17 protein-coding genes and 2 pseudogenes are annotated in these 26,157 nt (G+C 72.5%); 5 read left to right on the forward strand and 14 right to left on the reverse strand.

Annotated elements, in window-relative coordinates; translation table 11 throughout:
- Positions 1-16: 16 nt before the first annotated feature.
- From asnB to WJM95_RS26235, 7 genes are all read right to left on the reverse strand, one after another.
- On the reverse strand, positions 17-1,951 hold the full coding sequence (gene asnB / locus WJM95_RS26205) for an asparagine synthase (glutamine-hydrolyzing) (RefSeq protein WP_339132254.1): 1,935 nt from the start codon (positions 1,949-1,951) through the stop codon (positions 17-19).
- A gap of 3 nt (positions 1,952-1,954) precedes the next feature.
- Positions 1,955-3,508 (reverse strand): Wzz/FepE/Etk N-terminal domain-containing protein, encoded by a 1,554-nt coding sequence (locus tag WJM95_RS26210; RefSeq protein WP_339132255.1) that lies wholly within the window; start codon positions 3,506-3,508, stop codon positions 1,955-1,957.
- Complete coding sequence (locus WJM95_RS26215; RefSeq protein WP_339132256.1) at positions 3,505-4,872, reverse strand: Wzz/FepE/Etk N-terminal domain-containing protein; 1,368 nt, start codon at positions 4,870-4,872, stop codon at positions 3,505-3,507. Before WJM95_RS26215 ends, WJM95_RS26210 begins: the two co-directional genes overlap by 4 nt.
- Complete coding sequence (locus WJM95_RS26220) at positions 4,862-6,136, reverse strand: glycosyltransferase family 4 protein (RefSeq protein ID WP_339132257.1); 1,275 nt, start codon at positions 6,134-6,136, stop codon at positions 4,862-4,864. Before WJM95_RS26220 ends, WJM95_RS26215 begins: the two co-directional genes overlap by 11 nt.
- Positions 6,126-7,442 carry a nucleotide sugar dehydrogenase gene (locus WJM95_RS26225; protein ID WP_339132258.1) on the reverse strand — a complete coding sequence of 439 codons (1,317 nt, stop codon included), beginning with the start codon at positions 7,440-7,442 and terminating at the stop codon, positions 6,126-6,128. Before WJM95_RS26225 ends, WJM95_RS26220 begins: the two co-directional genes overlap by 11 nt.
- Before the next feature lie 73 nt (positions 7,443-7,515).
- Entirely contained in the window at positions 7,516-8,994 is a 1,479-nt protein-coding gene (locus WJM95_RS26230) for a sugar transferase (RefSeq protein ID WP_339132259.1), read from the reverse strand.
- A 589-nt stretch (positions 8,995-9,583) separates the two neighbouring features.
- Positions 9,584-10,789 (reverse strand): magnesium and cobalt transport protein CorA, encoded by a 1,206-nt coding sequence (locus WJM95_RS26235; RefSeq protein WP_339132260.1) that lies wholly within the window; start codon positions 10,787-10,789, stop codon positions 9,584-9,586.
- Positions 10,790-10,935: 146 nt separating this feature from the next.
- Here WJM95_RS26235 and WJM95_RS26240 point away from each other — a divergent pair, with 146 nt between their 5' ends.
- Positions 10,936-12,042, forward strand: coding sequence for a winged helix DNA-binding domain-containing protein (locus WJM95_RS26240; RefSeq protein WP_339132261.1), 1,107 nt, complete (start codon positions 10,936-10,938; stop codon positions 12,040-12,042).
- 152 nt (positions 12,043-12,194) lie between these two features.
- Here WJM95_RS26240 and WJM95_RS26245 read toward each other — a convergent pair whose 3' ends face one another.
- The 3 genes from WJM95_RS26245 to WJM95_RS26255 all read right to left on the reverse strand — a co-directional run bounded on the left by WJM95_RS26245 (position 12,195) and on the right by WJM95_RS26255 (position 17,217).
- Positions 12,195-12,986 carry a serine protease gene (locus WJM95_RS26245; protein ID WP_339132262.1) on the reverse strand — a complete coding sequence of 264 codons (792 nt, stop codon included), beginning with the start codon at positions 12,984-12,986 and terminating at the stop codon, positions 12,195-12,197.
- A 381-nt stretch (positions 12,987-13,367) separates the two neighbouring features.
- Positions 13,368-16,214 carry an AAA family ATPase gene (locus WJM95_RS26250; protein WP_339132263.1) on the reverse strand — a complete coding sequence of 949 codons (2,847 nt, stop codon included), beginning with the start codon at positions 16,212-16,214 and terminating at the stop codon, positions 13,368-13,370.
- 151 nt (positions 16,215-16,365) lie between these two features.
- On the reverse strand, positions 16,366-17,217 hold the full coding sequence (locus WJM95_RS26255; RefSeq protein WP_339132264.1) for a helix-turn-helix transcriptional regulator: 852 nt from the start codon (positions 17,215-17,217) through the stop codon (positions 16,366-16,368).
- A 102-nt stretch (positions 17,218-17,319) separates the two neighbouring features.
- On the opposite strand from WJM95_RS26255, the gene WJM95_RS26260 reads away from it, so the two are divergent.
- Entirely contained in the window at positions 17,320-18,999 is a 1,680-nt protein-coding gene (locus WJM95_RS26260; protein WP_339132265.1) for an AMP-binding protein, read from the forward strand.
- Positions 18,996-20,603, forward strand: a complete 1,608-nt coding sequence (locus WJM95_RS26265; protein ID WP_339132266.1) for an AMP-binding protein — start codon at positions 18,996-18,998, stop codon at positions 20,601-20,603. Before WJM95_RS26260 ends, WJM95_RS26265 begins: the two co-directional genes overlap by 4 nt.
- Here WJM95_RS26265 and WJM95_RS26270 read toward each other — a convergent pair.
- Positions 20,591-21,010 (reverse strand): annotated as a pseudogene (locus WJM95_RS26270) (hypothetical protein); the annotation flags it as partial. The gene WJM95_RS26265 and the pseudogene WJM95_RS26270 sit on opposite strands and share 13 nt — an antisense overlap.
- Positions 21,011-21,643: 633 nt before the next feature.
- Positions 21,644-21,895: pseudogene (locus tag WJM95_RS26275) on the reverse strand (hypothetical protein); the annotation flags it as partial.
- Positions 21,896-22,148: 253 nt separating this feature from the next.
- Between WJM95_RS26275 and gcl the strand changes: the two are divergent.
- Together gcl and WJM95_RS26285 are read left to right on the forward strand one after the other, a co-directional pair.
- Positions 22,149-23,933, forward strand: coding sequence for a glyoxylate carboligase (gcl, locus tag WJM95_RS26280; protein ID WP_339132267.1), 1,785 nt, complete (start codon positions 22,149-22,151; stop codon positions 23,931-23,933).
- A gap of 98 nt (positions 23,934-24,031) precedes the next feature.
- Entirely contained in the window at positions 24,032-24,940 is a 909-nt protein-coding gene (locus WJM95_RS26285) for an alpha/beta fold hydrolase (RefSeq protein WP_339132268.1), read from the forward strand.
- Here the strand turns inward: WJM95_RS26285 and WJM95_RS26290 are convergent.
- Both WJM95_RS26290 and WJM95_RS26295 read right to left on the reverse strand, forming a co-directional pair.
- On the reverse strand, positions 24,909-25,496 hold the full coding sequence (locus WJM95_RS26290; RefSeq protein ID WP_339132269.1) for a TIGR04222 domain-containing membrane protein: 588 nt from the start codon (positions 25,494-25,496) through the stop codon (positions 24,909-24,911). The genes WJM95_RS26285 and WJM95_RS26290 overlap by 32 nt on opposite strands.
- Before the next feature lie 226 nt (positions 25,497-25,722).
- A complete protein-coding gene (locus WJM95_RS26295; protein WP_339132270.1) occupies positions 25,723-25,965 on the reverse strand; it encodes a hypothetical protein in 243 nt (80 codons plus the stop codon).
- Between the last annotated feature and the right edge of the window lie 192 nt (positions 25,966-26,157).

Genomic DNA, 26,157 nt, shown 5'->3' on the forward strand with positions numbered 1-26,157 from the left:
CTTGTCTCTACTGTCTCTACGCCGTCACGGGAGAGTGCTGGCCTGCACCGGTGGTCGCGCCGCGATACCAGTACTCGAGGGTCAGCACGTGCCACAGATGCTTGGAGAAGTCCCGCTGCCCGGCGGCGTCCTCGGCGACCATGCGCGCCAGCGCGTCGCGGCGCAGGAGCCCCGAACGGACCAGCTCGCCGTCGTTCACCACCTCACGCACCAGCGGGGCCAGATCCCGGCTCATCCAGGCGCGCAGCGGCGCGCTGAACAGGCCCTTGGGCCGGTAGACGATCTCGCGGGGCAGCACGGAGGTGGCCGCCTCCTTGAGGACGGCCTTGCCCTGCCGTCCGACGATCTTGCGGTCACCGGGTACGGCGAACGCCGCCCTGACGACCTCGACGTCCACGTACGGCACGCGCACCTCGGTCGAGGCGGCCATGCTCGACCGGTCCGTGTACGCGAGGTTCAGACCCGGCAGGAACATCCGGGCGTCGCCCAGGCACATGCGGTTGACGAAGTCGTCGAGGTCGTTGTCCTCGTAGACGTCCGCGTGCTCGGTCAGCACGTCCTCGACGGTCCCGGCCAGGTCCGGATCGATCAGGTCGAGCAGCTCCTCGCGGTCGTACATGGTGTAGCTGCGCCGGAACGCGGTCTCCTCCGGCAGGTCGGCGAACGACAGGAACCGCTTCGCGAACCGCACCGACCGGTACCCGCGGCGGGCCGAGGCGACCGGCAGCCGGTCCACGGCCGCGGACAGGCCGCGCCGCAGGGGCCGCGGGACGCGCTGGTAGCGCAGGGCGAGCACGTTGGCCAGGTGCTTGCGGTAGCCGGCGAACAGCTCGTCGGCACCCATCCCCGAGAGCATGACCTTGACCCCGGCCTCCCGGGCGGCCGAGCAGATCAGGAACGTGTTGATCGCGGCGGGGTCGCCGATCGGCTCGTCCAGGTGGTGCGTCATCCGCGGCAGCAGGTCGAGCACGTCCGGGGCGATCTCGATCTCGTGCAGGTCGACGCCGAACTGCTCGGCGACCTGCCGGGCGTAGCGCAGGTCGTCGGGCATCGCCTCGAACTTGGCGTCCTCGGCGCGGAATCCGATCGTGTAGGCGGAGATCCCGGGCCGGTCGCGGGCCGCCAGCGCGGTCAGATAGCTGGAGTCGAGACCGCCGGAGAGGAACGTCGCCACGGGTACGTCGGAGAGCAGATGACGCCGGGTCGACTCCTCGACGACGGCGGCGATGTCCGGCAGTTCGCCGCTGCGGGCCCGCTCCCGGCCCTCGGCGGCGACGTCCTTCAGGTTCCAGTAACGGCCGCTGTCCACCCGCCCGTCGGGACGGAACCGCAGCCAGCTCCCCGGCGGCAGCTTCTCCGCCTCACGGAAGGCGCACCGCGAGTCCGGCACCCAGTAGTAGAGCAGCGAGGCCACCAGTGCCGCGTGGTCCACCTCCAGCGTCCCGCCGGTCACGGCGGCCAGCGACTTCAGCTCGGAGGCGAACACCAGACCTTGGCCGCGCCGCAGCAGGAACAGCGGCTTGATGCCCAACTGGTCCCGGGCGAGCACCAGTTCACCGGTCCGCTCGTCGAAGATCCCGAACGCGAACATACCGCGCAGCCGGGGCAGGCAGTCCGTGCCCCAGCGCCGCCACGCCTCCAGCAGCACCTCGGTGTCGGAGGTGCCGCGAAAACGCACCCCCGAGGACTCCAACTCGGCCCGCAGTTCGGGCGCGTTGTACAGCTCTCCGTTGTACGTCAGGACGAGACCGCCGGAGACCATCGGCTGGGCGCCGGTCTCGGACAGGTCGATGATGGACAGCCGGCGGTGCCCGAGGTGCACCTCGCCGTCACCGACGGAGTGGCTGTAGCGGCCCGCCCCGTCCGGACCGCGGTGGGCGAGGGTCTCGGTGAGCCGGTCGGTCACGGCCTTCCCGTCGGGCCATCGGTACGTACCCGCGATGCCACACATGTCCTACCGTGCCTCCTGGTCGCTGTCCGGGACCCGCGCCGCCCACATCGGCAGCCGCTCCGTCCGCGGCCGTTCCTCACCCACTGCGTGAACGCCGGGGGAGGTACCCCCACCGCCCTGCCGGGCGAGACGCTCGTTCTGGCCGCGCAGCGCGGTGTTCAGCCCGTCCCACAGCGTGCCGTCGGTCCTGTCCCGCGGATCGGGGTCGATCAGCACGACACCGATCACCGCGATGCGCTGGTCCGCGAGCTGGCGTGCCACGGTGTGCAGCCAGGTCGCGCTGCCGTGGCCGGCCCGCACGACGAGCACGGTGCGGGTGCCGAGGTACCGGAGGTCGGTCCACGCCGTGCCCGGCGCCACCGAACCGACGCCGATCCGGCGCTCCTGGTGCGGCAGCTCCGCGGCACGCTCACCGCTGACCACGGACGGGTCTCCCGGCCGCGGCCGGTGCTTGGCGAGCTGCGATCCGGGCAGACCGTCGACGACGGCCACCGGCCCGTCCGCCGCCAGCGCACGGGCGAGGTCCAGGGCGATCACGCTCGTGCCGCGCGCACAGCCCAGTTCGAGCAGCGACACCGGTTCCGCGGAGCCGCGCGCGGTGCGGGCCAGGGACGTGGTGAGCCGTTCGCGCGCCGCCCGGATCCGCCGGCGCCGCCACAGCCTGCCCCTGCGCCCGGGCAGCTCGGTGAGGACCGAGGCGCCGAGGTTCGCCGCGATGTCGCGGCGCAGCACGGGCCGGTCCGCCACCACCGAGCCGACCGCGGCCACCGCGAGCCCGAGGAAGAGGCCGAGGACGAGCCCGACCGCCGCGTTGGTGGCGGCCGCCTTGGGCAGGGAGTCGTCCACCGCGCTCGGGGTGTCCACGATCTGTGTGCCGGAGACGAGCTGGGGCGTGCCGATGCGCGCGTCCGCGGCCCGCTGGCTGAAGTCGGTGATCCTGGAGGTGAGTTCGGCCCGGCGGGCGAAGAGCGACTCCAGGTCCGCCGACGCGTTCGGTCCGCTCTGCGGCGACCCGTCCCCGATCGCCTTGTTGACCTGGGCGAGCTCGCCCTGCATCCGGTCACGCTGGTCCAGCAGGGCCTTGGCCTCGGCGTTCGCCGCGTCCTTGATCCGCTTCACGTGGTCGGCGACGAACGCGTCGGCCAGGGCCTTGGCACGGGCCTGCGCCTGCGCGTCGCTGTCGCCCGTCACCGTGATCTGGAGCAGGTTGTTGGTCAGGCCGATGCCCGAGTAGTCCTTCATGAAGTCCTCCGGCTTGACCGGAGAATGGAGGGACTGGAGGGCCTTGTCGGCGATCCGCGTGGTCTGGAGCAGCGCCACATCGGTGCGGATCAGCGTTCCGGGGTCGTTCGGCTGGTCCTCCTGATGCGCGACCAGCACCTTGGCCACCGCGGTGGGCGGCGCGGGCATCAGGATCGCCACCGCGGCGCCCGCGAGCAGCCCCAGCAGCCCGGTGGCGAACCAGAAGCGGCGCCGCCTGCGCACCGCCGACACCAGTGCCTGGAGGTCGACCAGCGGAACGGCCGCCGACGACTCCGACGTCGTACTCGTGGTCACCCTGAACTTCCCTTCGCGTCGTGTCCGACCGCGAGCACCGGTGCGACGGCATCCCGGGGGCGGCCGGCGGACCGCGCCGGAAGGGCCCGGGCCATGCCGGCCAGGACGATGCCGACGATCTCGTGCTTGGCGTCCGCACACGCCTCGGCGATGCCGGAGAGCTCCGCCGCGGTCCAGCTGCCCGTGCTCAGCACGACCACCGCACCGGACTCCTCGCCGCGGTCCGGGACGATCGGCCGGGCCGGCGAGACCCCCACCATGCGCAGCAGGGGATCGTTCCCCGCTTCGGCGACGAGCTGTCCCGCGGCGAGGCGGGCGATCTCGTCGCCGTCCGGGACGAGGACCAGCAACCGCCGCGGGGCGGGCAGCCGCTCCTGGAGACGGGTGCAGACCCGCCGGTAGCGGATCAGCCGGCCGGCCTCGTCGCCGTACGCCTGTGGTGTCGGGACGTCCCAGCGGACGTCGGTGCCCAGCAGCCGGCGGACACCGGCCCGCGGGCCACCCCCCTGAGGCCGGTGCAGGGGCCGTTCTCCGGCCACGTCGACGGTGCCGAGGAGCGCCGAGCCCAGTGCCTCGGTGATCTCCGGCTGGGTGCGCAGCCGGCGGCTCATCCGGGCCGCGGTGAGATGGCCGATCACCCCGAGCAGCAGGAACAGCACGGCTCCGGCCGCGATCAGCTGCGTCCGTGTCGGCGGTGTCTCACCGGTCGGCAGGGCCGCGGGACCCATGACGACCATGTTGGCCTTGCCCGCGGCCGGGTCGGACTGGTTCAGCTTGGTGAGCGCTTCCTGGAGCGTGGTACGCAGCTTCTCCAGCTCGGTGCGGGCCTGCACACCCTCCACCGTCCTGCCCGGATCGGCCGCGTCGGCCAGCTGCGAGATACGGCGGCTGGTCTGCGTCACCATCTGCTGAAGGGCGTCGCGCTGTGCCGCCGACTCGGGATCGGCGTTGGCGTCCACCACTCGCGCGGCGAACGTGACGAACTGCTGGGCGACCTGGTCGGAGAGCTGCTGGGCACGCTCCGGCGTGTCGGCCGTGCCCGAGATCTGGATGATGTTCCCGTCGGAGGCCTTCGCGCTGACCTGCTTGCGCAGCGCGCTCTTGCTGACACCGGCCCAGTGGAGCGTGTTCGCCGCCTGGTCGACCACGACCGAACTGGTCGCGACCTGTTCCTGGGTCAGCAGCTCGCGCTCCTCCCACGCGCCCGGCAGCAGCACCGACGCGGACGTCGTGTACTGCGCGGGGAACAGCAGGGAGACGCCGTATCCGGCGAGCGCGCCCACGAGGGTGAGGACGGCCAGGAGCCGCCAGCGCCGACGGAGAATCCGCCCGATGGTGACCAGGCGTATCGTGTCATCGTTCAACGGTGCGGCCTCCGCCCGGTGCACGGTCGGGGCCGTCGGCCGACGCCGGGGCGTCGTCACCGCAGGCGGCGGCGTAGGCGGCGAGCAGCGACGCCTGCGAGTTCCGCCAGGAGAGCGGACCGCTGATCCGCTCCTGGCCTGTCTTTCCCATCAGTTCCCGCTTCTCGGGATCGTCCAGCAGCTGCGCGACGAGCCGCGCGAACTCGGACTCGTCGTTGGCCGGTGCGTAGACGGCGGCGTCACCGGCGGAGACACGCGCCTCCCGGAGCTCGAAGGAGACGAGCGGCCGGCCCATCACCATGTACTCCAGGACCTTGTTCATGGTCGACACGTCGTTGAGCGGGTTGTGCGGGTCGGGGGAGAGGCACACGTCCGCGGTGGACAGATAGCGCACCAGATCGGCGTCCGGGATGCGCCCGGTGAACTGGACCTGCTCCGAGAGCCCGAGCTCCCGTGACAGCTCCACCATCGCGTCGAAGGTGTCGCCACCGCCGACGAACACCGCGTGCCAGTCGGTCCTTCCGACCTCGTCGCGCAGCTTCGCGAGGGCCCGCAAGGCGTAGTCGACGCCGTCCTGAGGGCCCATCACACCGAGGTAGCACAGCAGATGGGGCTTGCCGCGCTTCAGTTCCGGCTCCGGCGGTACGGGGTGGAACCGGTCGATGTCGGGAGCGCTGCGCACCACGAAGACGTCCTCGGGCCGCCGGCCGCCACGGCGTACCGCGGTGTCCTTGTAGCTCTCGTTCGTGGCGAGCACGACGTCCGCGGCGCGGTACGTCATCCGTTCCAGCGCGCACACGCCCCGGTAGAGCAGGTCCTCGCCCCGGTCGAACCGGGACAGGTAGAGCTCGGGCACGAGGTCGTGCTGGTCGAAGACGAACCGCGCGCCGCGCCGCTTCAGCCACAGCGCGGGCAGGAACAGCAGATCGGGCGGGTTGCAGGCGTGCACCACGTCGACCGGGCCGACCTTGCGGGCCAGCCGGAGCGTGTGCCACAGCGCCGATCCGTACTCCCGCAGATAGCCGGCCGGTCCTCCGGTGGCCGCGCGCAACGGGTAGCGGTGGATCCGCACCCCGTCGATCTCGGCCTCCGGCTCCGTGTCCCGCTTCGTGCCCTGAGGACAGATGACGTGCACGCTCCAGCCCGCGTCGCGCAGGGTCGTGCATTCCTGCCACACCCGTCGGTCGAAGGGCACCGACAGGTTTTCCACAAGGATCAGCGCGCGCCGTTCGGTCCGGTCACCGCTGGTCGATTTACCAGGCAAGGCCCATGTATCCCGGTTCGGTCCGGCGCGCTTCGGCGTCGGGAAGGCGGACAAGATCGACGATCAACGGGCCGTCACCGTGGGGCAGAGCGGACAGGACCGCCGGATCCTTCGTACCGACCAGGCACACCTCGGCGTGCTCCAGCACCTCGTCGACGGAGTCGGCGAGCAGCTGCGCGAGGTGCGGCAGCCGGGTCTCGATGTACTCGCGGTTCGCGCCGAGCAGCCGGGAGAGGCTGACGTTGGCGTCGTGGATCCGAAGGTCGTAGCCCTTGCCGAACAGCCGCTCCGCCAGCTCGACGAGCGGGCTCTCGCGGAGGTCGTCGGTTCCGGGCTTGAAGGAGAGCCCGAACAGGCCCACCTTGCGCTTGCCGGTGCGTTCGACCAGCTCCACCGCCCTTTGGAGGTGGTCGGAGTTGGAGGGCAGCACGTGGGAGAGGATGGGGACCGAGACGTCCGCCCGCTGCGCCGCGTGGACCAGGCTGCGCAGGTCCTTGGGGAGGCAGGAGCCGCCGAAGGCGAAGCCGGGGCGCAGATAGGCGGGGCTGATGTTCAGCTTGCGGTCGGCCAGGAACACGTCGATCACCTGGTGCGAGTCCACGCCGAGCGCCTGGCACACCGAGCCCAGCTCGTTCGCGAAGCCGATCTTGAGGCCGTGGAACGCGTTGTCCGCGTACTTGATGGCCTCGGCCACGGGGATCGGGACCCGGAACACCTCGCCGGGAAGGCCCTCGTACAGAGCCGCCACCACATCGCCGCTCGCCGCGTCGAGTTCGCCGATGACGGTCTTCGGCGGGTCGAAGAAGTCCCGCACGCTGGTGCCCTCGCGCAGGAACTCCGGGTTGACCGCGACCCCGACGTCCACGCCGGCCGTTCCGCCGACGTACTTCTCCAGGATCGGCAGCAGCAGGTTCAGGCAGGTGCCCGGGAGCATGGTGCTGCGGAACACGACCGTGTGCCGGCCGCCCCGCTCGGCCAGCGCGGCACCGATCTCCTCGGTGACCCGCTCCAAGTAGGTGGTGCACAGACTGCCGTTGGGCTCCGAGGGGGTGCCCACGCAGATCAGCGACACCTCGCTGTTCGCGATCGCGTCACGGACATCGGTGGTGGCGCGTAAGGCCCCGCTCCCCACGACGTCGGCGACGAGCTCGCCGATCCCCTCCTCGACCACCGGGGCCTTGGCGCCGTTGACCAGGTCGACCTTCACCTGGTTGACGTCCACGCCGATGACCTCGTGGCCCTGGCCCGCCAGGCACGCGGCCGACACGCAGCCCACGTAGCCGAGCCCGAAAACGCTGACCTTCATGACCCGTTCCTCCCCCAGGGCAGACCCTTGCGGCCTGCCGTCCGCGCCCCTGCCCCACAGCGCCCTCGGCGCATCAGTAGGCCCCCTGCCCGTAGAGCACCGCACGCAGCGTCTTCCACAGAATCACCGTGTCCAGGGCGAGCGACCAGTCCTCCACGTACCGCAGATCCAGCCGGACCGCCTCCTCCCAGGACAGGTCGCTGCGTCCGCTGATCTGCCACAGCCCGGTGAGTCCCGGCTTGACCAGCAGTCGCCGCCGGATGTCCGGGCCGTACGCGGCCGACTCCTCCGGTAACGGAGGCCGCGGACCCACGAGCGACATCGATCCGGTCAACACGTTGAAGAGCTGCGGGAGTTCGTCGATCGAGTACCGGCGCAGCACCGTGCCCACCCGGGTCACCCGGGGATCCCGGCGGACCTTGAACAGCAGACCGGCGCCCTCGTCGAGTCCGGCCAGCTCCGCACGCGCCTTGTGGGCCCCGGAGACCATGGTGCGGAACTTGAGGATCGTGAACTCGCGGCCGTTCTTGCCGACCCTGCGCTGCCGGTAGAACGCGCCGCCCCGGCTGTCCAGCATCACGAGCAGGCCGACGAGCACCATCAGCGGCGCGAACACCAGCAGCAGGACGGCCGCGCCCAGCCGGTCGACGACCACCTTGACCGCACGGCGGCCACCGGTGAAGGCCGGCATGCTCACCCGCAGCAGCGGGATGCCGAGCACCGCGTCGACGTGCAGCCGCGGTCCGGCCACCTCCATCAGCACCGGCGCCACGACCATCTCGGCGTCGCTGCCTTCGAGGTTCCAGGCCAGCCGCTGGAGCTTGTCCGGCGACCAGTGCGGGTCGGGAGTGACCGCGACGACCCGGTAGCCGTCGCGGTGCACGTGGCCCGCGACGTCCGACAGCCGGCCGACGACCGGCACCCCGTCCAGCTGGTCACCGTCGAGTCCGTGCCCGTCGGTCGTGCACACCGCCTCCACGCGCCAGCCCAGGTGCGGGAACTTGCGGGTGCGGGTGACCAGGTCGCGCACGGTGGCCGGGCTTCCGGCGGCGAGCACCGGGCGCAGGCATCTTCCCTGCTTGCGCTGCTTGTGCAGCCACAGGCGCAGCAGATACCGCACGGTCATGGTGACGACGGCGATCGCGGGGATCGCGACGAAGATCCAGAGTTTGATGTTGCGTGAGGTGAGGGCGATCCCGCCGAGCGCCAGCACGACGGTCGCCGCGAACAGCGAGCGTCCGAGCCGGCGGAACTCCTCGGCGCCCTGGCCGAGCACGGCCGGAGCCCATGACCGGCTCACCGCGAGTGCCCCCAGCACCAGCAGTTCGGTGCCGAACGCGAGAATGCCCCACTTCTCATGCCAGTTGGCCGCGTCCCGGGCCCCGAAGAAGTTGCCTATCGACGCCACCACGACGGCGGTGGCCACCATGTCGCTGGTGATCACGGTACGGCGGTACCGCTGCTCCCAGTCGGTCGCAGGCTGATGGATCGCCTCGTCCGCCAGACGCTCGCGCGCAGACGGAAACGGACGTACTAGTCCCCCTTGCCGCACAGAACCCCCCAGGTTCCAGTGGTTCGACGTGTTCGCCTAACACTGTTCCTCGCAACGGGAGGCACCCCCGCCCCCCTGGCCGCGCCGCGCTGTTCCTCCCCCGGGAGGCCCCCGCCTCCCGCGCCGCGCCGTTCATCCCCCCGGGAGGCACGCCTCCCGCCGTGACACTCCGACTGTCGCAGAGGGAGATGAACAACTCCCCCCGGCCGCAGCCGACTTGCTCGCACCGCCGCCGGACCGACCGTACCCACGTCCGGCGCCGGGAATGCTCATGCTCGCATCCCGTGGTGCCGGACCTATAGATCGTTATTGGTCGCCTCGTGTCCGAACAGCTGAAGCACGGTCAATCTAGACCATCGGGCCCAGGATGGAGAGGGGGATGTGTGGAATTTGTGCTCAAGATTTGGGGCCGGATCCACTGATCCACGACTACTGACGGGTACGAGAGGGTCACCGAGTGCTCCCGTGAACCCGCCCGGCACCCGGGCGCGATTCCCGCCCACTGGCGGCCAGTTGTCCCAACAAGCCCTCTACGCCGTCGAGTTGGCGGAACGGAGTCGCCGTGCCCGGTCGCGGCCGGGGTGATCACTCAGAGCCAGTCGCGCCGCTTGAAGATGATGTAGAGACTCGTGCAGACGACGGCCATCAGGACGATCGCGAAGGGGTATCCCAACACCCAGTGCAGCTCCGGCATGTGACTGAAATTCATGCCGTAGATCGTCCCGACCAGAGTGGGCGCGAAGAGGATGGCGGCCCAGCTGGAGATCTTCTTGATCTCCTCGTTCTGCTCGAAGCCCGCCTCCGCCAACGCCCGCATCTCCGCGTTCTGTTGCTGGGTGACGAGCGTCGCGTTGACCGTGAGGATGTCGGTGAGGGCCTGGCGGAAGCCGTCCACCCGCTCGCTGGTGTGGGTGACGTGGTCGGCGACGTCGCGGAGGTAGCGCTGGAGCTCCTCGTCCGTGCGGTACTTGGCGAAGCCGGCCATCAGGCTGTGCAGCATGCCGACCAGCGGACGGGTGGCGCGCTGGAACTCGACCATCTCGCGCGAGAGTTCGTAGATACGGCGGGACACCGCGGGATCGCCGCGGAAGACCTCGGTCTCGATCTCGTCGATGTCGTTCTGGACGCCGGAGACCACCGGGACGTAGCCGTCGACGACGGAGTCGAGGATCGCGTAGAGGACCGCCTCCGGGCCGAGCCGCAGCAGTTCGGGGCTGCCCTCCATGCGGCGGCGCACCGCGGAGAGATCCGGTGCGGCGCCGTGCCGGACGGTGATCACGAAGTCCGGCCCCACGAACACGTGCAGCTCGCCGAAGTCGACCTCCTCGGCCGCGTCCAGATAGCGGGCGGCGCTCAGGACGACGAAGAGCGTCTCCCCGTACCGCTCCAGCTTCGGCCGCTGGTGTGCCTCCATCGCGTCCTCGACGGCCAGCGGATGCAGGTCGAACTCGGCGGCCAGCGAGTGGAGTTCGGACGCCGTCGGCCGGGCCAGGCCGATCCACGCCATACCGTCCGGCTGCTCGCGCAGCTCGCGGAAGGTCTCGGCGAGCGACCCGGGGGTCGACACCCGTACCCCGTCGCGGTACAGCGCGGACTGCACGACGCTGACGATCTCGCTGGGTTCGGGCGCGGGAGGCGGATCGTGCGGCGCGGTGCGCTTGGGGGGCGGCGCGGACGGCGGCGTCAGGGCGCGCCGCCACAGGGACTTCCGCGCCTTCGCGCCCTTCGCCCCCGTGGAGTCGTCCGTGTCCCCGGGGCCCCGCCGGTTCTCCGAGGCCGGGCGTCGCTCGGGCATCGCGGCTGCCTCCAGGGTCGTACGAACGTCTGGACGATCTCCGAGCAGGATATACGGGGCAATCGGTCCGCGTGCCGTGGGCGGGACGGGGATCGGGTGAGAGTTGCGGACAGAAGGTGTCCGCGACCGGGGCTAGCGTGCCGGGTATGACGAAGACGACCGCGACGGCCCCCGTGCTCGGCACCCGCGCCCTCAACCGCGCGACCCTCGACCGTCAGCTGCTGCTGCGCCGTTCCCCGTCGTCCGCGACGGCCGCCGTCGAGCACCTCCTCGGCCTCCAGGCGCAGAACGTGAAGCCGCCGTACTACGCCCTCGCCGCCCGCCTGGAGGATTTCAGGCCCGAGCTGCTGTCGCGGGCCATGGACGCGCGGGACGTCGTCCGGATCGTCACCATGCGCTCCACCATCCACACGCACACCGCGCAGGACGCCCTCACCCTGCGCCCGCTGGTCCAGGCCGCCCGCGACCGGGAGCTCGGCCACTTCCGCGAGGGCCTCGCCGGTGTCGACCTGGACCGGCTCGCCGCGATCAGCCGGGAACTGGTGGAGAGCGAGCCCCGCACCATGAAGCAGCTCCGCGAGGCGCTGCTCACGCGGTGGCCGGACGCCGACCCGTTCGCCCTGTCCGTCGCCGCCCGCTGCACCCTGCCGCTGGTCCAGGTGACCCCGCGCGGTCTGTGGGGCCGCAGCGGCCAGGTCGCCCTCACCACCGCCGAGCACTGGCTGGGCCGTCCCGCCGAACCGGCTCCCGCGCCCGACACGACCGTGCTGCGCTATCTCGCCGCCTTCGGCCCCGCCTCGGTCAAGGACATGCAGACCTGGGCCGGCCTGACCCGGCTCCGCGAGGTCTTCGAGCGGCTGCGGCCCGCTTTGGCGGTGTTCCGCGACGAGAACGGAGCGGAGCTCTTCGACGTCCCCGACGCCCCCCGGCCCGACCCGGACACCCCCGCCCCGCCACGCTTCCTGCCCGAGTTCGACAACCTCCTGCTGTCCCACGCGGACCGCTCCCGGGTCGTCCCCGCGGATCTCAAGGGGCGCACCTGGCGGGGCAATCAGGCCTACCGCACCCTGCTCGTCGACGGTTTCGTCGCCGGTCTGTGGAAGCTGGAGGAGGGCGCGCTCGTCGTCGAACCCTTCGGCACGCTCACGAAGGCGTGGCGGGACGAGGTCACCGCCGAGGGGGAGCGCATGCTCACCGCGATGCACCCCGGGGAGGGGTACGACATCCGGTTCGGCGCGGTCGCGCGGCCCTGAGATGCCGGCGGACGGCTGAGGCACGCGGGGAAGACGTCCGCCGGCAGGTACTCGGGGGCAGAACTTTGGATGAGGGGCGTTGCGGGCCGCTCGTGGAGGCCCGCAACGCCCCTCGGCTATCACCTGAGGGGTACTCAGGAAATCTTCGTCTCCTACGAGTTGACCTGGTCGGTCACCAGGCTGGAGAACGTCGTCAGGCGGGTGTAGACACCCGGGTAGCCGGCCTCCGCGCAGCCCTCGCCCCAGGACGTGATGCCGGCCAGCACCCCGTTGACGAGGAGTGGGCCGCCGCTGTCGCCCTGACAGGTGTCCACGCCGCCGTCGGTGTACCCGGCGCAGACCATGTCGGAGGCCACGTAGTTCTTGCCGTACGAGCTCGCGCAGCTGGAGTCGGACACGATCGGGACGGTCGCGGTGCGCAGCTGGTTGGAGGAGGTGCCGTTCTCCGACGTCGTGCCCCAGCCCACGATGCGGGCCGTGGTGCCGGCCGCGTACAGGCCGGTGTCCGAACCGGAGACGTACGGCGCCGGGTTGTACGGCATCGGCGTGGACAGGGTCAGCACGGCCACGTCGTCGCCGTCGGTGGCGTCCGTGTAGTCGGGGTTGATCCAGATCTTGCCGACCTTTCTGACGGTGCCGTCCGTTCCGTTGAGGTACGTCCTGCCGCCCACCACACGGACGCTGTCGGTCGTCTCGCCCGACATGCAGTGGGCCGCGGTCACGACCTTGTCGGCGGCGACGAGCGTGCCGCCGCAGAACTGGTTCTGCCTGGCGTCGGTGATCTGCATCATGAACGGGTAGGCGCCGGTCGTGGTCGTCGTGCCGCCGACGATGGGCTGGGGAACGGCTGCGGCGGAGTGGGCGCCGAGCAGCGTGGTCGCGGCTGCTGCGGCGGTCGCCGCGCAGACGGCGACGCTCTTCTTGAAGCGGTTGAGCCCGAACATCGGTCTCCTTGAAAGTTGCCGGTGGGGGGACGCACGGGTGTCTGTGGGGGGAGTCACGACGCCCCTGGTTGGGGAGTCGCAGGCCCGAGCGAGCGGCACGGCCACACGCTAGGGGGTGGGACCGCTCTCTCCCAATGGGGGAACCCCCTAGTGGATACGGGGAAGGGAAAACCCTTGCACGTCGCGGGCCGCGTTTGACGGGGGCGCCGTCCGGTTGGTCCCGGCCAGGGAGCCCCGCCTGTCCGGCGCACGTTCACCCGAAGGAGTCACCCAGCAGCCATACCGCCCCGGACCCGGGCTCTACCGCCGCGGGCCGGAGCGTCACCGTTGTGGCCCGCAGTCTCACCGGTCCGGCCGCTTTTCCCTGTGAGCCGGGGGGCGTCAGTCGGGCCTGCGCTCCGCCGCCAGCCGTACGATGTCGACGCGCGAGCGGATCCCCAGCTTCCGGTACACCCGGGTGAGCGTGGCCTCCACGGTCTTGACGCTGATGAACAGGCGCCCGGCGATCTCGCGGTTGGTGGCGCCCTCCATGACCAGCGCGGCGACCTGGCGTTCGGTGGCCGCGAGGCTGTCGAGGGCGGCGGGGGCCAGGGGCGGCGCGGCGGGCGGGAGCGCGGCCGCCGACTCCACCTGCCGCAGCCAGGGCAGCGCGCGGCACCTGCGGAACAGCCGGGCCGCCTCGTCGTAGGCGGTGGGCCCCGGCAGGCCGGTGCCTCCCGCCCGGACGCCCGGGGCCGTGGGCAGGGTGCGCAGCCCGGCGAGGGCGTACGCGGCCCTGGCCTCCTCCAGGCCGTAGCCCAGCTTGCCGAGCCGGTCCTGCGCGGAGGCCAACTGGCGCTCTGCCGGACCCTGTTCGCCGCGCGCGGCCCGGACAAGGGCCTCGGCGCGGTCGAGCACGGCGAGCACGCTCTCGCGTTCCAGCCGCAGTGCGCGCCTGCGGGTCACGTCGATGACGTCCTGCGCCTCCGCGGTCTCGCCGATCCGCACCAGCGCCTCGGCGAGGTCCCCGTGCCACCGGCCGCGGGCCGGGTCGATGACGCCCAGCGCCTCCTCCAGCTCCCGGACCCGGCGCAGCGAGCGGACCGCGGCCGACGCGTCCCCGGCGACCAGCTCCGCGTGCCCGAGGGCGCCCAGGGCACGCGAGAGATACACCATGTCGCCGTCCTCCTCGGCGCGGTCCACGGCCTCGTGGGCGAGTGCGAGCGCCCGGTCCACGTCACCGCCGGCCGCCTCGGCGAGCGAGGTGAACATGGCGGTGGCCGCCTCGCCGATGCCGGTGTCGCGGGCCAGCCGCAGGCTCTCGCGGGCCAGGTCGAGGGCCCGGCCGCAGTGACCGGAGCGCAGTTCGGTCTCGGCGAGGCCGCGCAGGAAGTGCAGTTCGCTCTCGACCATCCCGCGCCGCTGCACCTCGCGCAGCAGCGCGGTGATGGCTGTACGGGCCTCGGCGAGCCGGTCGCCCATGATGAGCCAGCGGAAACGGGCGGCGCCGGCGCCGTTGTGGTCGCAGGCGACTCGCGGGTCCTGCGGCTCGCGCATCGCCCGCTGGATCGTCGAGGGCGCGTCCGGATGCCCCATCAGGGTCTCCATCTGCGCCTGGAAGCCGAGCGCGAGGAGTTCGGTGCGCCGGTCCCCGGCGCGTGCCGCGAGCCGCGCGGCCCGGGCGGCCTCCTCACGGGCCTTGGTCATCTCGCCGTCCATCAGCAGGGCGCGCCAGCCGAGCTGGTAGCGGACGAGGGCGACCAGACCGGGGTCGTCGCCCGCGTCGGCGAGCGCCTGCGGGAAGACGGCGTCGATCTCGGCCATGGCCTGGCCGGCCGAGTCGACGACGACCATCCAGGCCCGGACCCGTTCGGCGGGGGTGGTGGCTCGTGCCAGTACCTGGCGGGCGATGTCCCGGGCGAGGTCGGTCTCCCCGGCCGTCAGGGCGTCCTCCGCTGCCTGAAGACGCCGTTCGTCGGAGCTGGGCCGGGTGTCCGCCGGTGTGTGGCGGGCGGCGAGCAGCCCGAGCCCGACGGCGACGGAGGGGGCGCCGCGGTCCCGGGCGGCGGCCGCCGCCTCGCCGAGCCGGGCGGCCACAGCGGGGTCCGTGCCGATGGTGGCCAGTGCCAGATGCCGGGCCCGCTCGATGGGATCGGAGGCGGCGCGTGACAGGGCGGAGTGCGCGGCCCGGCGCTCCTGCGCGTCGGCCTCGGCGTACAGGGCGGCCGAGACCAGGGGGTGCGCGAACCGGATGCCGGGTGCGTCGCGTTCGGTGGCCAGGAGTCCGAGCGCGGCGGCCGAGGCGGTCTCCGCCTCCGCGTTCTCCCGGCCCGCCGCGTGCAGCAGGGCCAGGGTCGGGCGGGCTCCCGCGCTCGCCACCAGCAGGGTGCGGCGGGCCTCGGCGGACAGCATGTCCAGCCGGCTGAGGACGAGCGCGCGCAGCGACGTCGGCACGGGGAGCGGCTCGCCCGGGCTCGGCCGGGTCGGGGACTCGGCGAGCGCGCGGCCCAGCTCCAGCGCGAAGAGCGGATTGCCGCCGCTGGTGCGGTGGATGTCCCGCACGGTGGAGCGGGGCAGCCCGGTGTACCCGCGCTGTGCGAGGAGTTCGGCGACCTGGGCGCGGGCCAGCGGGGCGAGCCGCAGGGCCAGTGTCTCCGGCACGGACGCGCGCAGGAAACGGTCGTGGTCCTGTGCCTGCGGCTCGGTCTCCGTACGGACCGCGCACAGCATGCGCACCGGGGTGCCGCCGAGCCTGCGGGCGGCGAAGCCGAGGAGTTCGGCGCTGGCCGGGTCGAGCCACTGGAGGTCGTCCGCGACGATCAGCACGGGACCCCGCGCGGCCAGGGCGCGGAACGCCGAGAGGACCGCGAGCCGCAGCGCCAGGCCGTCCCGCTGGAGGGTGGACTCGCCGCGGCCGGTGAGCGCCGACTCCAGGGCGGTGCGCTGCGGGGCGGGCAGGCGGTCGGCTATCTCGTCGACGACCAGACCGAGGAGGTCGGCCAGGGCCAGGAAGGGGAGATGGGATTCGGACTCGGTGGCCGAGCAACGCAAGACGGTCCGCGCCGATTCGGCGTATTCGGCGGCCAGCGCCCGCAGGACGGTCGACTTTCCTATTCCCGCCGGTCCGTGCACGAGCACACTGCCGCCGCCGGAGAGCTGCTCGCGTGCCCCCGCGAAGAGTTCCTCCCGGCCGATGACCAGCTCGGGGCGCGGTCGGGCAGGTTCCTTGAAGTCCCCTCGCACGGTCACCGCTCCCCTCGTGTGTCGTGTCCTGGCCAATATTAGGCAAGGTCTCTTTGAATTTCGGACAGTCCGGGTGGTGAGGGAAATAACAGATGTCACACATACGTCATTTCACGGTCCGGACGATTGAATGAAGGGTGCCGAAGCGGTCGGTGCGCTAAGGCAGCACCCCGGCCCGGCGCGCGGCGACGACCGCCTCCAGACGGGTGTGCGCGCCGAGCCTGCGCATCGCCGACCGCAGATACCCCTTCACCGTCTCCGGACGCAGTCCGAGCCGCTCGGCGGCGGCCGCGTTGGTCGCGCCCGCCGCGACACAGGCGAGCACGTCCACCTCGCGCGGGGACAGTCCCACCGCGCGCGGCACCGGCTGCGGCGGAGCCGCCGCCCCGGCCAGCCGGCCGCACACCGAGAGCAGTTCGGCCCGCAGCCCCGGGTCGGCGATCCGCGGCGCCAGCGCCCGCAGGGTCCCGTGCGCCTCGCGCACCTCCTCCCAGGCCGCATCGCCCGCCGCTCCCCGAGCCGGCCCGGGCTCGCGGACGGCGCCCAGCAGTTCACGGGCCGCGTCCCGGACGACGAGGGCCTGCTCCACGTCCCGGGCCGCCTCGACGGCCGCGCCCAGCGTGCGGTCGCCCAGCGGCTGGGCCGTCCGCAGGGCGCCGTAGAGCACACCGCGCACCCGGCGCCGTACGACGACGGGAACCGCGAGCACCGAACACAGCCCCTCCGCCGCCACCGCCGTGTCGTACTCGTGGCTGATCTGCCGCGAGGACTCGTAGTCGCTCACCGCGCAGGGCCGGGCGAGGGCCACCGCCTTGCCGCCCAGACCGTTGCCCGAGGACACCGCGAGCGCGCTCAGCGCGGGGGTCGCCGTGCCGCTCAACTCGCTGATGCGCACCAGCCGGCCGCCGGGCTCGACCAGCCCGCCGAAGGCCACGGGCAGCCCCGTGGCACGCCGCAGCCGCACCAGCGCGGTCCGCACTTCCACCGACTCCGCCGTGTCCGCCGCCACCTGCTCGTCCCTTCATCGCGGGGCACCCCCCGTTCGGGGGTGGTGAGACCTGCATCACGGAATACACGATGGTAGGCGGCGGTCCGGCAACGAGGAGGACACATGACGGCGACAACGGGCGGGGCGGGGGAGTTCCGTGCCGCACGGGACTTCCTGCTGGAGCACCGGGCGGACTACACCAGGGCCTACGAGGGCTTCAGCTGGCCCCGCCCGGAGCACTTCAACTGGGCCCTCGACTGGTTCGACGCCATCGCGCGGGACAACGACCGCACCGCCCTTCACATCGTGGAGGAGGACGGCGAGAGTGTCGAGGTCTCCTTCGCCGCGATGTCCGAGCGCTCGAACCGGGTCGCCAACTGGCTGCGCGAGCGGGGCGTACGGGCCGAGGACCGCGTCCTCGTCATGCTCGGCAACCAGGTCGAGCTGTGGGAGACGGCGCTGGCCGCGATGAAACTGCGCGCCGTCGTCATCCCGGCCACCCCGCTGCTCGGCCCCGCCGACCTGGCCGACCGGGTCGAGCGCGGCCGGGTGCGGCACGTCCTCGTACGGGCCGAGGACACCGCCAAGTTCGACGCGGTGCCCGGCGACTACACCCGGATCACGGTCGGGGGCGCCCGCCCCGGCTGGCACGCGTACGAGGGGACGGCCGCCGCCGACGCAGCCTTCGAGCCCGACGGCCCCACCCACGCCGACGACCCCCTGATGCTCTACTTCACCTCGGGCACCACCGCCCGGCCCAAGCTGGTGGAGCACACCCACGTCTCGTACCCGATCGGCCACCTGGCCACCATGTACTGGATCGGGCTCCGGCCAGGGGACGTGCATCTGAACATCTCCTCACCCGGCTGGGCCAAGCACGCCTGGTCCAACCTCTTCGCGCCGTGGAACGCGGAGGCGACCGTGTTCCTCTACAACTACACCCGCTTCGACGCGGGCCGGCTGATGGCGGAGATGGACCGGGCCGGGGTGACCACCTTCTGCGCCCCGCCGACCGTGTGGCGCATGCTCATCCAGGCCGACCTCGACCAGCTGCGGACCCCGCCGCGCGAGGTCGTCGCCGCGGGCGAGCCGCTGAACCCCGAGGTGATCGAGCAGGTCAGGCGTGCCTGGGACGTCACCATCCGGGACGGCTTCGGCCAGACGGAGACCGCCGTCCAGGTGTCCAACAGCCCAGGACAGCAGCTCAAGACCGGCTCCATGGGCCGCCCGAGCCCCGGCTTCCGCGTCGAACTGCTCGACCCGGTCTCGGGTGCGCCCGGCGCCTCGGAGGGCGAGATCTGCCTCGACCTGTCCGAACGCCCGGTGGGCCTGATGACCGGCTACCACGGCGACCCCGACCGGACGGCCGAGGCGATGGCGGGCGGCTACTACCGCACCGGGGACATCGGCTCGCGCGACGACGACGGCTACATCACCTACGTGGGCCGCGCCGACGACGTGTTCAAGGCATCCGACTACAAGATCTCGCCCTTCGAGCTGGAGAGCGCGCTCCTGGAGCACGAGGCGGTCGCCGAGGCCGCCGTGGTCCCTGCCCCGGACGAGCTGCGCCTCGCCGTCCCGAAGGCCTACGTCGTCCTCGCCGCCGGGTACGAGCCGGGACCCGACACCGCCAAGATCCTCTTCGAGCACGCGCGCTCGGTCCTCTCGCCGTACAAGCGCATCCGCCGGCTGGAGTTCGGCGAGCTGCCCAAGACCGTCTCCGGCAAGATCCGCCGGATCGAGCTGCGCGAGGCCACAGCCGCCGGCTCGGACGCCGAGTACCGTGAGGAGGACTTCCGGTGAGTGAACTGTCGTACGCGCACGGGACGGGCGGCACGGCGCTGCTCGGCGACACCATCGGGGCCAACCTCGACCGGGCCGTCGCCGCCTGGCCGGAGCGGGAGGCACTGGTCGACGTGCCCTCGGGCCGGCGCTGGACCTACGCGCAATTCGGTGCCGCCGTGGACGAGTTGGCGTGCGCGCTGCTCGCCTCCGGCGTCGCCAGGGGCGACCGGGTGGGCATCTGGGCGGTCAACTGCCCGGAGTGGGTGCTCGTCCAGTACGCCACCGCCCGTGTCGGCGCGGTCATGGTGAACATCAACCCGGCCTACCGCACCCACGAGGTCGAGTACGTCCTGAACCAGGCCGGGATCTCGCTGCTCTTCGCCTCCCTGAGCCACAAGAGCAGTGACTACCGGGCGATGGTCGAGGAAGTCCGCGGCAGATGCCCGGCGTTGAGGGAGACCGTCTACATCGGCGACCCGGGCTGGGACGCGCTGCTCAGGCGCGGAACCCCCGATCTGTCCGAGGAGTTGCGGGCCCGGGGGAGCGAACTGTCCTGCGACGACCCGATCAACATCCAGTACACCTCGGGCACGACGGGCTTCCCCAAGGGGGCCACGCTCTCCCACCACAACATCCTCAACAACGGCTATTTCGTGGGTGAGTTGATCGCCTACTCGGAACAGGACCGGGTCTGCGTCCCGGTGCCGTTCTACCACTGCTTCGGCATGGTGATGGGAAACCTGGCCGCCACCTCGCACGGCGCGTGCATCGTCGTCCCGGCCCCGTCGTTCGACCCGGCGGCGACGCTCGGGGCCGTGCAGCAGGAGCGGTGCACCTCGCTCTACGGCGTGCCCACCATGTTCATCGCGGAGCTGAACCTCCCCGACTTCGCGTCGTACGACCTGTCCACCCTGCGCACCGGCATCATGGCGGGCTCGCCCTGCCCGGTCGAGGTGATGAAACGGGTGGTCGCCGAGATGCACATGGAGGAGGTCTCCATCTGTTACGGCATGACGGAGACCTCGCCCGTCTCGCTCCAGACCCGCCGGGACGACGACCTCGAACACCGCACGGGCACCGTCGGCCGGGTCCTGCCGCACCTGGAGGTGAAGGTCGTCGACCCGGTGGACGGGGTGACCGTGCCGCGCGGCACCGCCGGGGAGCTGTGCACCCGCGGATACAGCGTGATGCTCGGCTACTGGAACGAGCCGGAGAAGACCGCCGAGGCCGTCGACGCGGGACGGTGGATGCACACGGGCGACCTGGCCGTGATGCGCGAGGACGGCTACGTCGAGATCGTCGGCCGCATCAAGGACATGATCATCCGGGGCGGCGAGAACATCTACCCGCGCGAGATCGAGGAGTTCCTCTACGCCCATCCGAAGATCGCCGACGTCCAGGTGGTCGGCGTCCCGCACGAGCGCTACGGCGAGGAGGTGCTCGCCTGCGTCATCCCGCGCGATCCGGCGGACCCGCTCACGCTGGACGAGCTGCGCGCCTTCTGCGAGGGCAGGCTCGCCCACTACAAGATCCCGAGCAGGCTGCGGATCCTGGAGACCTTCCCGATGACGGTCTCGGGGAAGGTGCGGAAGATCGAACTGCGGGAGACCTACGCGGAGTAGGCGCCCGAGGAGCCGCCGGCCGGTGGCCGGTCCGTGACGGCGACGAGGTCGTCGGCGGGGGCGTTCACCGGCTGGGGGGTTCCGGTGAGGTCCAGTACGAAGAGGGGGACGCCGAGGGTGTCGGCGCGGGCGCGGGCGTCCTCGGCGTAGCCGGCCAGCGAGAAGAACACGCACTGCGACGACTCGGTCATGGCGGTCAGCCACAGACACTCCACGTCCCGCAGCGAGGCCGGGCGCACGGTGGGGTCCACCTGCGCCAGGATGCCGCGCGCGGCGAGCCCGATCCCGGACGGGGGCCGCTGGTCCGCGCGCCGGATGTCCCGGTAGCCGAGCCAGCCCAGATAGAGCGCGGCGGCGGTGACGGCGTCGCGCGCGGTCCGGATGACGACAGGCCGAAACGCGGGCCTCCGGCCGTTCCCACCAGCCCACGGCCCCACCCGCGCCCCCGGCTCACCCCCGCCGTGGCCCTGCCCGCCCCGCCCGCCCGGCCCTTGCTCGCCCCGGCCGCCGGCTTCCAGCTCGCGCCGACTCTCCGGGCCCTGCCCGGGCGGGTTGTGCGAGGCGTGCTCGGCCCGGCCGTCGGGCCCCTGCTCGGCCTGGCTGTCCGGCTCCTGGTCGGGCCAGCCGTCGGGCACCCGTTCGGGCCGACTCTCCGGGCCCTGCCCGGGCGGGTTGTGCGAGGCGTGCTCGGCCCGGCCGTCGGGCCCCTGCTCGGGCCAGCCGTCGGGCCCCCGTTCGGGCCGACCCTCCGGGCCCTGCCCGGGCGGGTTGTTCGAGGCATGCTCGGCTCCGCTGGCCGGGTCCTGCCCGCGTGCGCTGTCCGGGTCGGGCCAGGCTCCGCCGTCCGGGCTCTGCTCACGTTCGCCCCCTGGGCCCTGCCCGTGGGCACGGTTCGGCCCGCCCTCCGGGCTGCGCCCGGGCCGTCCGTGCGCGTCCGGCTCGGATCCGCCGTCCGCGCCCGGGCCACGTTCACCTTGCGGGCCCCGCCCGCGTGCACCGTCAGGTCCCCGCTCGGGGGTGGCACGGTCCGGGGGTGGGCGTAGGGGGAGGCGCAGGGTCGTGCCGCAGGGGCAGCCCAGTTCCGGGTGCGGCCACTGGGTCTCGCGGCCGCAGGCACCGCACCGGACCGCCGTCCATTCGTCGTCCCACGCCCGGTGGGTGACGGGCATCGGCTCCGCGAGCCCGTCGAGCGGGGCCGCCACGGGCGCTCCGCACACACAGGGATAGGCCGGCGCCGCGTACAGGTGCTCGCGGCGGCAGGCCGGACACCGCACCGGCACGCTCTCGGCCATGGCCCACTCCAGAGACTCACGTTCGGACAGCGCGTCCATAGTCCTCCTCCGGGCGCCCCGCGACAGCGAAACGCCACGAAGCGCGGGGGCGCGGTCCCGCGCGCCCCCGCCCTTGACGCTCCCTGCCCCGCCCCCTAGATTACTTCCAGATAGTAGAAGTTAGTTTCCGCATTGCGGAATAAGGACCGGAATCCACGCCTCTCCGCGGGGCGCGACGGGAGCGCGGATCCGGCGGCCGAAGCAGGAGAACCCCATGGCTCGTATGACCGCTGCCCGCGCGGCAGTCGAGATCCTCAAGCGCGAGGGCGTCGCCGACGCCTTCGGCGTTCCGGGCGCGGCGATCAACCCCTTCTACGCGGCGCTCAAGGCGTCCGGCGGAATCACCCACACCCTCGCCCGCCATGTCGAGGGTGCCTCGCACATGGCCGAGGGCTACACCCGGACGCATCCCGGCAACATCGGTGTCTGCGTCGGCACTTCGGGCCCGGCCGGAACCGACATGATCACCGGCCTGTACTCCGCGAGCGGCGACTCGATCCCGATCCTGTGCATCACCGGCCAGGCGCCGACCGCGGTGATCCACAAGGAGGACTTCCAGGCCGTCGACATCGCCTCCATCGCACGCCCCGTCACCAAGGCGGCCACCACCGTGCTGGAGGCCGCGCAGGTCCCCGGCGTCCTCCAGCAGGCCTTCCACCTCATGCGCTCCGGTCGCCCCGGGCCCGTCCTGGTCGACCTGCCCATCGACGTCCAGCTCACCGAGATCGAGTTCGACCCGGAGACGTACGAACCGCTCAAGCCGTACAAGCCCGCCGCGACCCGCGCCCAGATCGAGAAGGCGATCGGCCTGCTGAACGCCTCCGAGCGCCCGCTGATCGTGGCCGGCGGAGGAGTCGTCACCGCCGACGCCGCCGAACTCCTCGTCGAGTTCGCCGAGTTGACGGGCACCCCGGTCGTCCCGACGCTCATGGGGTGGGGCGTCCTGCCCGACGACCACGAGCTCAACGCGGGCATGGTGGGCCTCCAGACCTCGCACCGCTACGGCAACGCCACCTTCCTCGAGTCCGACTTCGTCCTCGGCATCGGAAACCGCTGGGCCAACCGCCACACCGGCGACCTGGACGTCTACACCGCGGGCCGGACCTTCGTGCACGTCGACATCGAACCCACCCAGCTCGGCCGGATCTTCGCCCCGGACTACGGCATCGCCTCCGACGCGAAGGCCGCCCTGGAACTCTTCGTCGCGCTGGCACGGGAGTCGAAGGCGGCGGGCACGCTGCCCGACCGTTCCGCCTGGTCCGCCGCCGCGCAGGAGAAGCGGGCCACGCTCCAGCGCCGTACCCACTTCGACGACGTCCCGATCAAGCCGCAGCGCGTCTACGAGGAGATGAACAAGGCGTTCGGCCCGGAGACCCGGTACGTCACCACCATCGGGCTCTCCCAGATCGCAGGCGCGCAGCTGCTGCACGTCTACCGGCCCCGCCACTGGATCAACTGCGGTCAGGCGGGCCCCCTCGGCTGGACCGTCCCGGCCGCCCTCGGCGTCGCCAAGGCCGACCCCGGCGCACAGGTCGTCGCCCTCTCCGGCGACTACGACTTCCAGTTCATGATCGAGGAGCTGGCCGTCGGCGCCCAGCACCGGATCCCGTACGTCCATGTCCTGGTGAACAACGCCTACTTGGGCCTGATCCGGCAGGCCCAGCTCGGTCTGGACATCGACTTCCAGGTCAACCTGGAGTTCGAGAACATCAACTCCCCGGAGCTCGGCGTCTACGGCGTCGACCACGTCAAGGTCGTCGAGGGCCTCGGCTGCAAGGCGATCCGGGTCACCGACCCGGGCGAACTCGGCGCCGCCTTCGAGCAGGCCAGGAAGCTGGCCGACGAGTTCCAGGTGCCCGTGGTCGTCGAGGTGATCCTGGAGCGCGTCACCAACATCTCCATGAGCAGGACGAACGACATCGGTGCCGTGGTCGAGTTCGAGGAGACGGCGACCGAGCCGGGTCACGCGCCCACGGCGATCAGGACACTGAAGGTCTGACGCGGACCCGCGCGGGCCCGCCGGGCGGGACCGTCCCAAGGGGCGGTCCCGCCCGGCGCGTTGTTCCCAGAAGCGGGCGGTTCCGGCATGCTCGCCCCATGCGGATGACCGTCCCCACGCCTCTCGGCGACATCGCCGTACGCTGCCTCGCCCCGGTCCCCGGCGCCCGGCCCGCGGGTGCCCCCGCCCTGTCCGGCGCCCCCGCGCTGCTGCTCCTGCACGCCAACCCGGGGGACGGCCGCGACTTCGACGCCGTGCTGCCCGCCCTCGCCGACCGGTACCGCACGTTCGTCGTGGACTGGCCCGGGTACGGCGGCTCGACCGCGCCGGACCCCGGGCGGGTCACCCCCGAGGGCCTGGTGGGGGTCGCGGAGCGGGTGATCGACGCCCTGGCCCGGGAGCAGGGCGTGCGGGAGCTCGCCGTGCTCGGCAACAGCGTCGGCGGCTATGTCGCCTGCCGTCTCGCCGAGGGCACCCGCGCCGCGTCGCTCACCTCGCTCGTCCTGGTCGACCCGGCCGGCTTCACCCGGCACACCGCGCTCACCCGCTGGTTCTGCCGCGAGGTGATGGGCCGCCCGGCCCGCGCCCGCCGGCTCGTCGTGCCGCTGGCCCGCGCCTATCTCGGCCGGCTGGGCACCCCGAGCGCCCGGGAGACGTACGCCCGGGTGCGTGAACTGCCGCACGACGAGCGAAGGCTGGCGGTGCACTGCGCGCTGTGGCGCGGTCTCGCCGATCCGGGCTTCGGCCTCGTGGACCCGGCCGCCCTCGGCCTGCCGATCCTGCTCCTGTGGGGCACCCGCGACCCGGTCGTCCCCGCGTTCCTGGACGGCCGGCGCGCCCGGCGCGAGCTGCCCGCGGGGACGTCGAGTGTCCGCCTGCCCACGGCCCACGAGCCGTACAACGAACGTCCGGGTCTCTTCCTCCGGCATGTCCTGCCGTTCCTGGAGAACCCGCGGGCGGTCACCGCCCGGAGCGTCAGGCCCCCCAGCCGCCCGCGCATCCGGTGAAGCCGTCGCCCCCGGTGTCGCCGCTCCGGGACAGCCCGTCCTCCTCCCGGCCGCCGCGCCCCTTCAGGCCGGCGGCCTCGGTGAAGGCCGGCAGCAGCGCGGTCAGGGCGGTGTCGCCGTACAGGGCGACGGCGAGCAGGACGTCGGCCGGTGACAGCCCCTCCGGTCCGGCGGGGAGCGGGGCCGTGTCGCGCAGCTCGCGCATCACACGCCGGGCGGCGCGCGTGCGGTGCGGCGGAAGGCGGCGCAGCAGTCCGGCCGCGGCGGCCTCGCCGCGCAGCTCCGCCAGCGCCCGTCGCACGCGCGGCCGGTCCGTCAACTCCCGTATTCCCGCGGGGAGGTAGAGCGAGCCGCGCACGGCCCTCTCCAGGGCGGACGCCGACGCGAAGGACATCCCCGAGGACGGGTCCGAGGTCCGTATCGTGCCCGGCCGGCCCGGGACCACCGCGCCCCGCAGATGCAGCGCGACCACGGCGACCTTCACGGCCGCGCGCGGCCCGCCACGCAGCAGCGCGACGGTCGAAGGCCCAGGCCCGACCGCCGCGCTCCCGCTCATGGTGCTTCCCCCGTACCCCCGTTCGGGACCCGCCGCCCCCGTGCCGGCGGGCCCCGTGTGCCGAGGATGTGCCTCATCCGCCCTGAGGTGAAGCCCCTGGGGCGGTGTTCAGAGGTTGATTTGAGGGTTCCGTAGGCGTTCTACGCCCGCTTGCGTACGGAAGGAGTCCGTTTGCCGCCCGTTTCCGGGCTCCCGGTGTCAGGGAGGCGGGCCCGTGCCACGGACCTCATCCGTCCGGGTGGTCCGCGTGGTGCTCGGAGAGGCCGGGCCAGTCGTCGGGACCGCCGCCCTGCCAGTCGATGATGTCGCTCTCCTCGACCTCGATCGCGTCGAGATCGACGTCCGCCTGGCGCAGGATCTCGACCACGTCGTCGAGGTGGTACGCGATGCCGAGCACCCGGTCGCCCTCGGTGACCCGCCGCGACCCGTCCAGCCCCGGTGTGTGCACCACGATCCGGGGGAATTCCATGCCGTCAGCCTCCATGGTCCAAGGCTGCTGGCCCTGGCCGGAATCCGCACCCGGAGGCGGCGCGCGGCGCGCGGCGCGGGGCCGGGGATGGTTGCCGTCCGACGGCGCGAGGCTGGGCGCGACAGTACGTTCGCGCCGCCGGACGGGGTCGGTGGGGTGTGGACGGGACCGCGGCGGCCGCGACGGACCCGG

It is taken from the genome of Streptomyces sp. f51 (genome assembly GCF_037940415.1).
Taxonomy (GTDB): Bacteria; Actinomycetota; Actinomycetes; order Streptomycetales; family Streptomycetaceae; genus Streptomyces.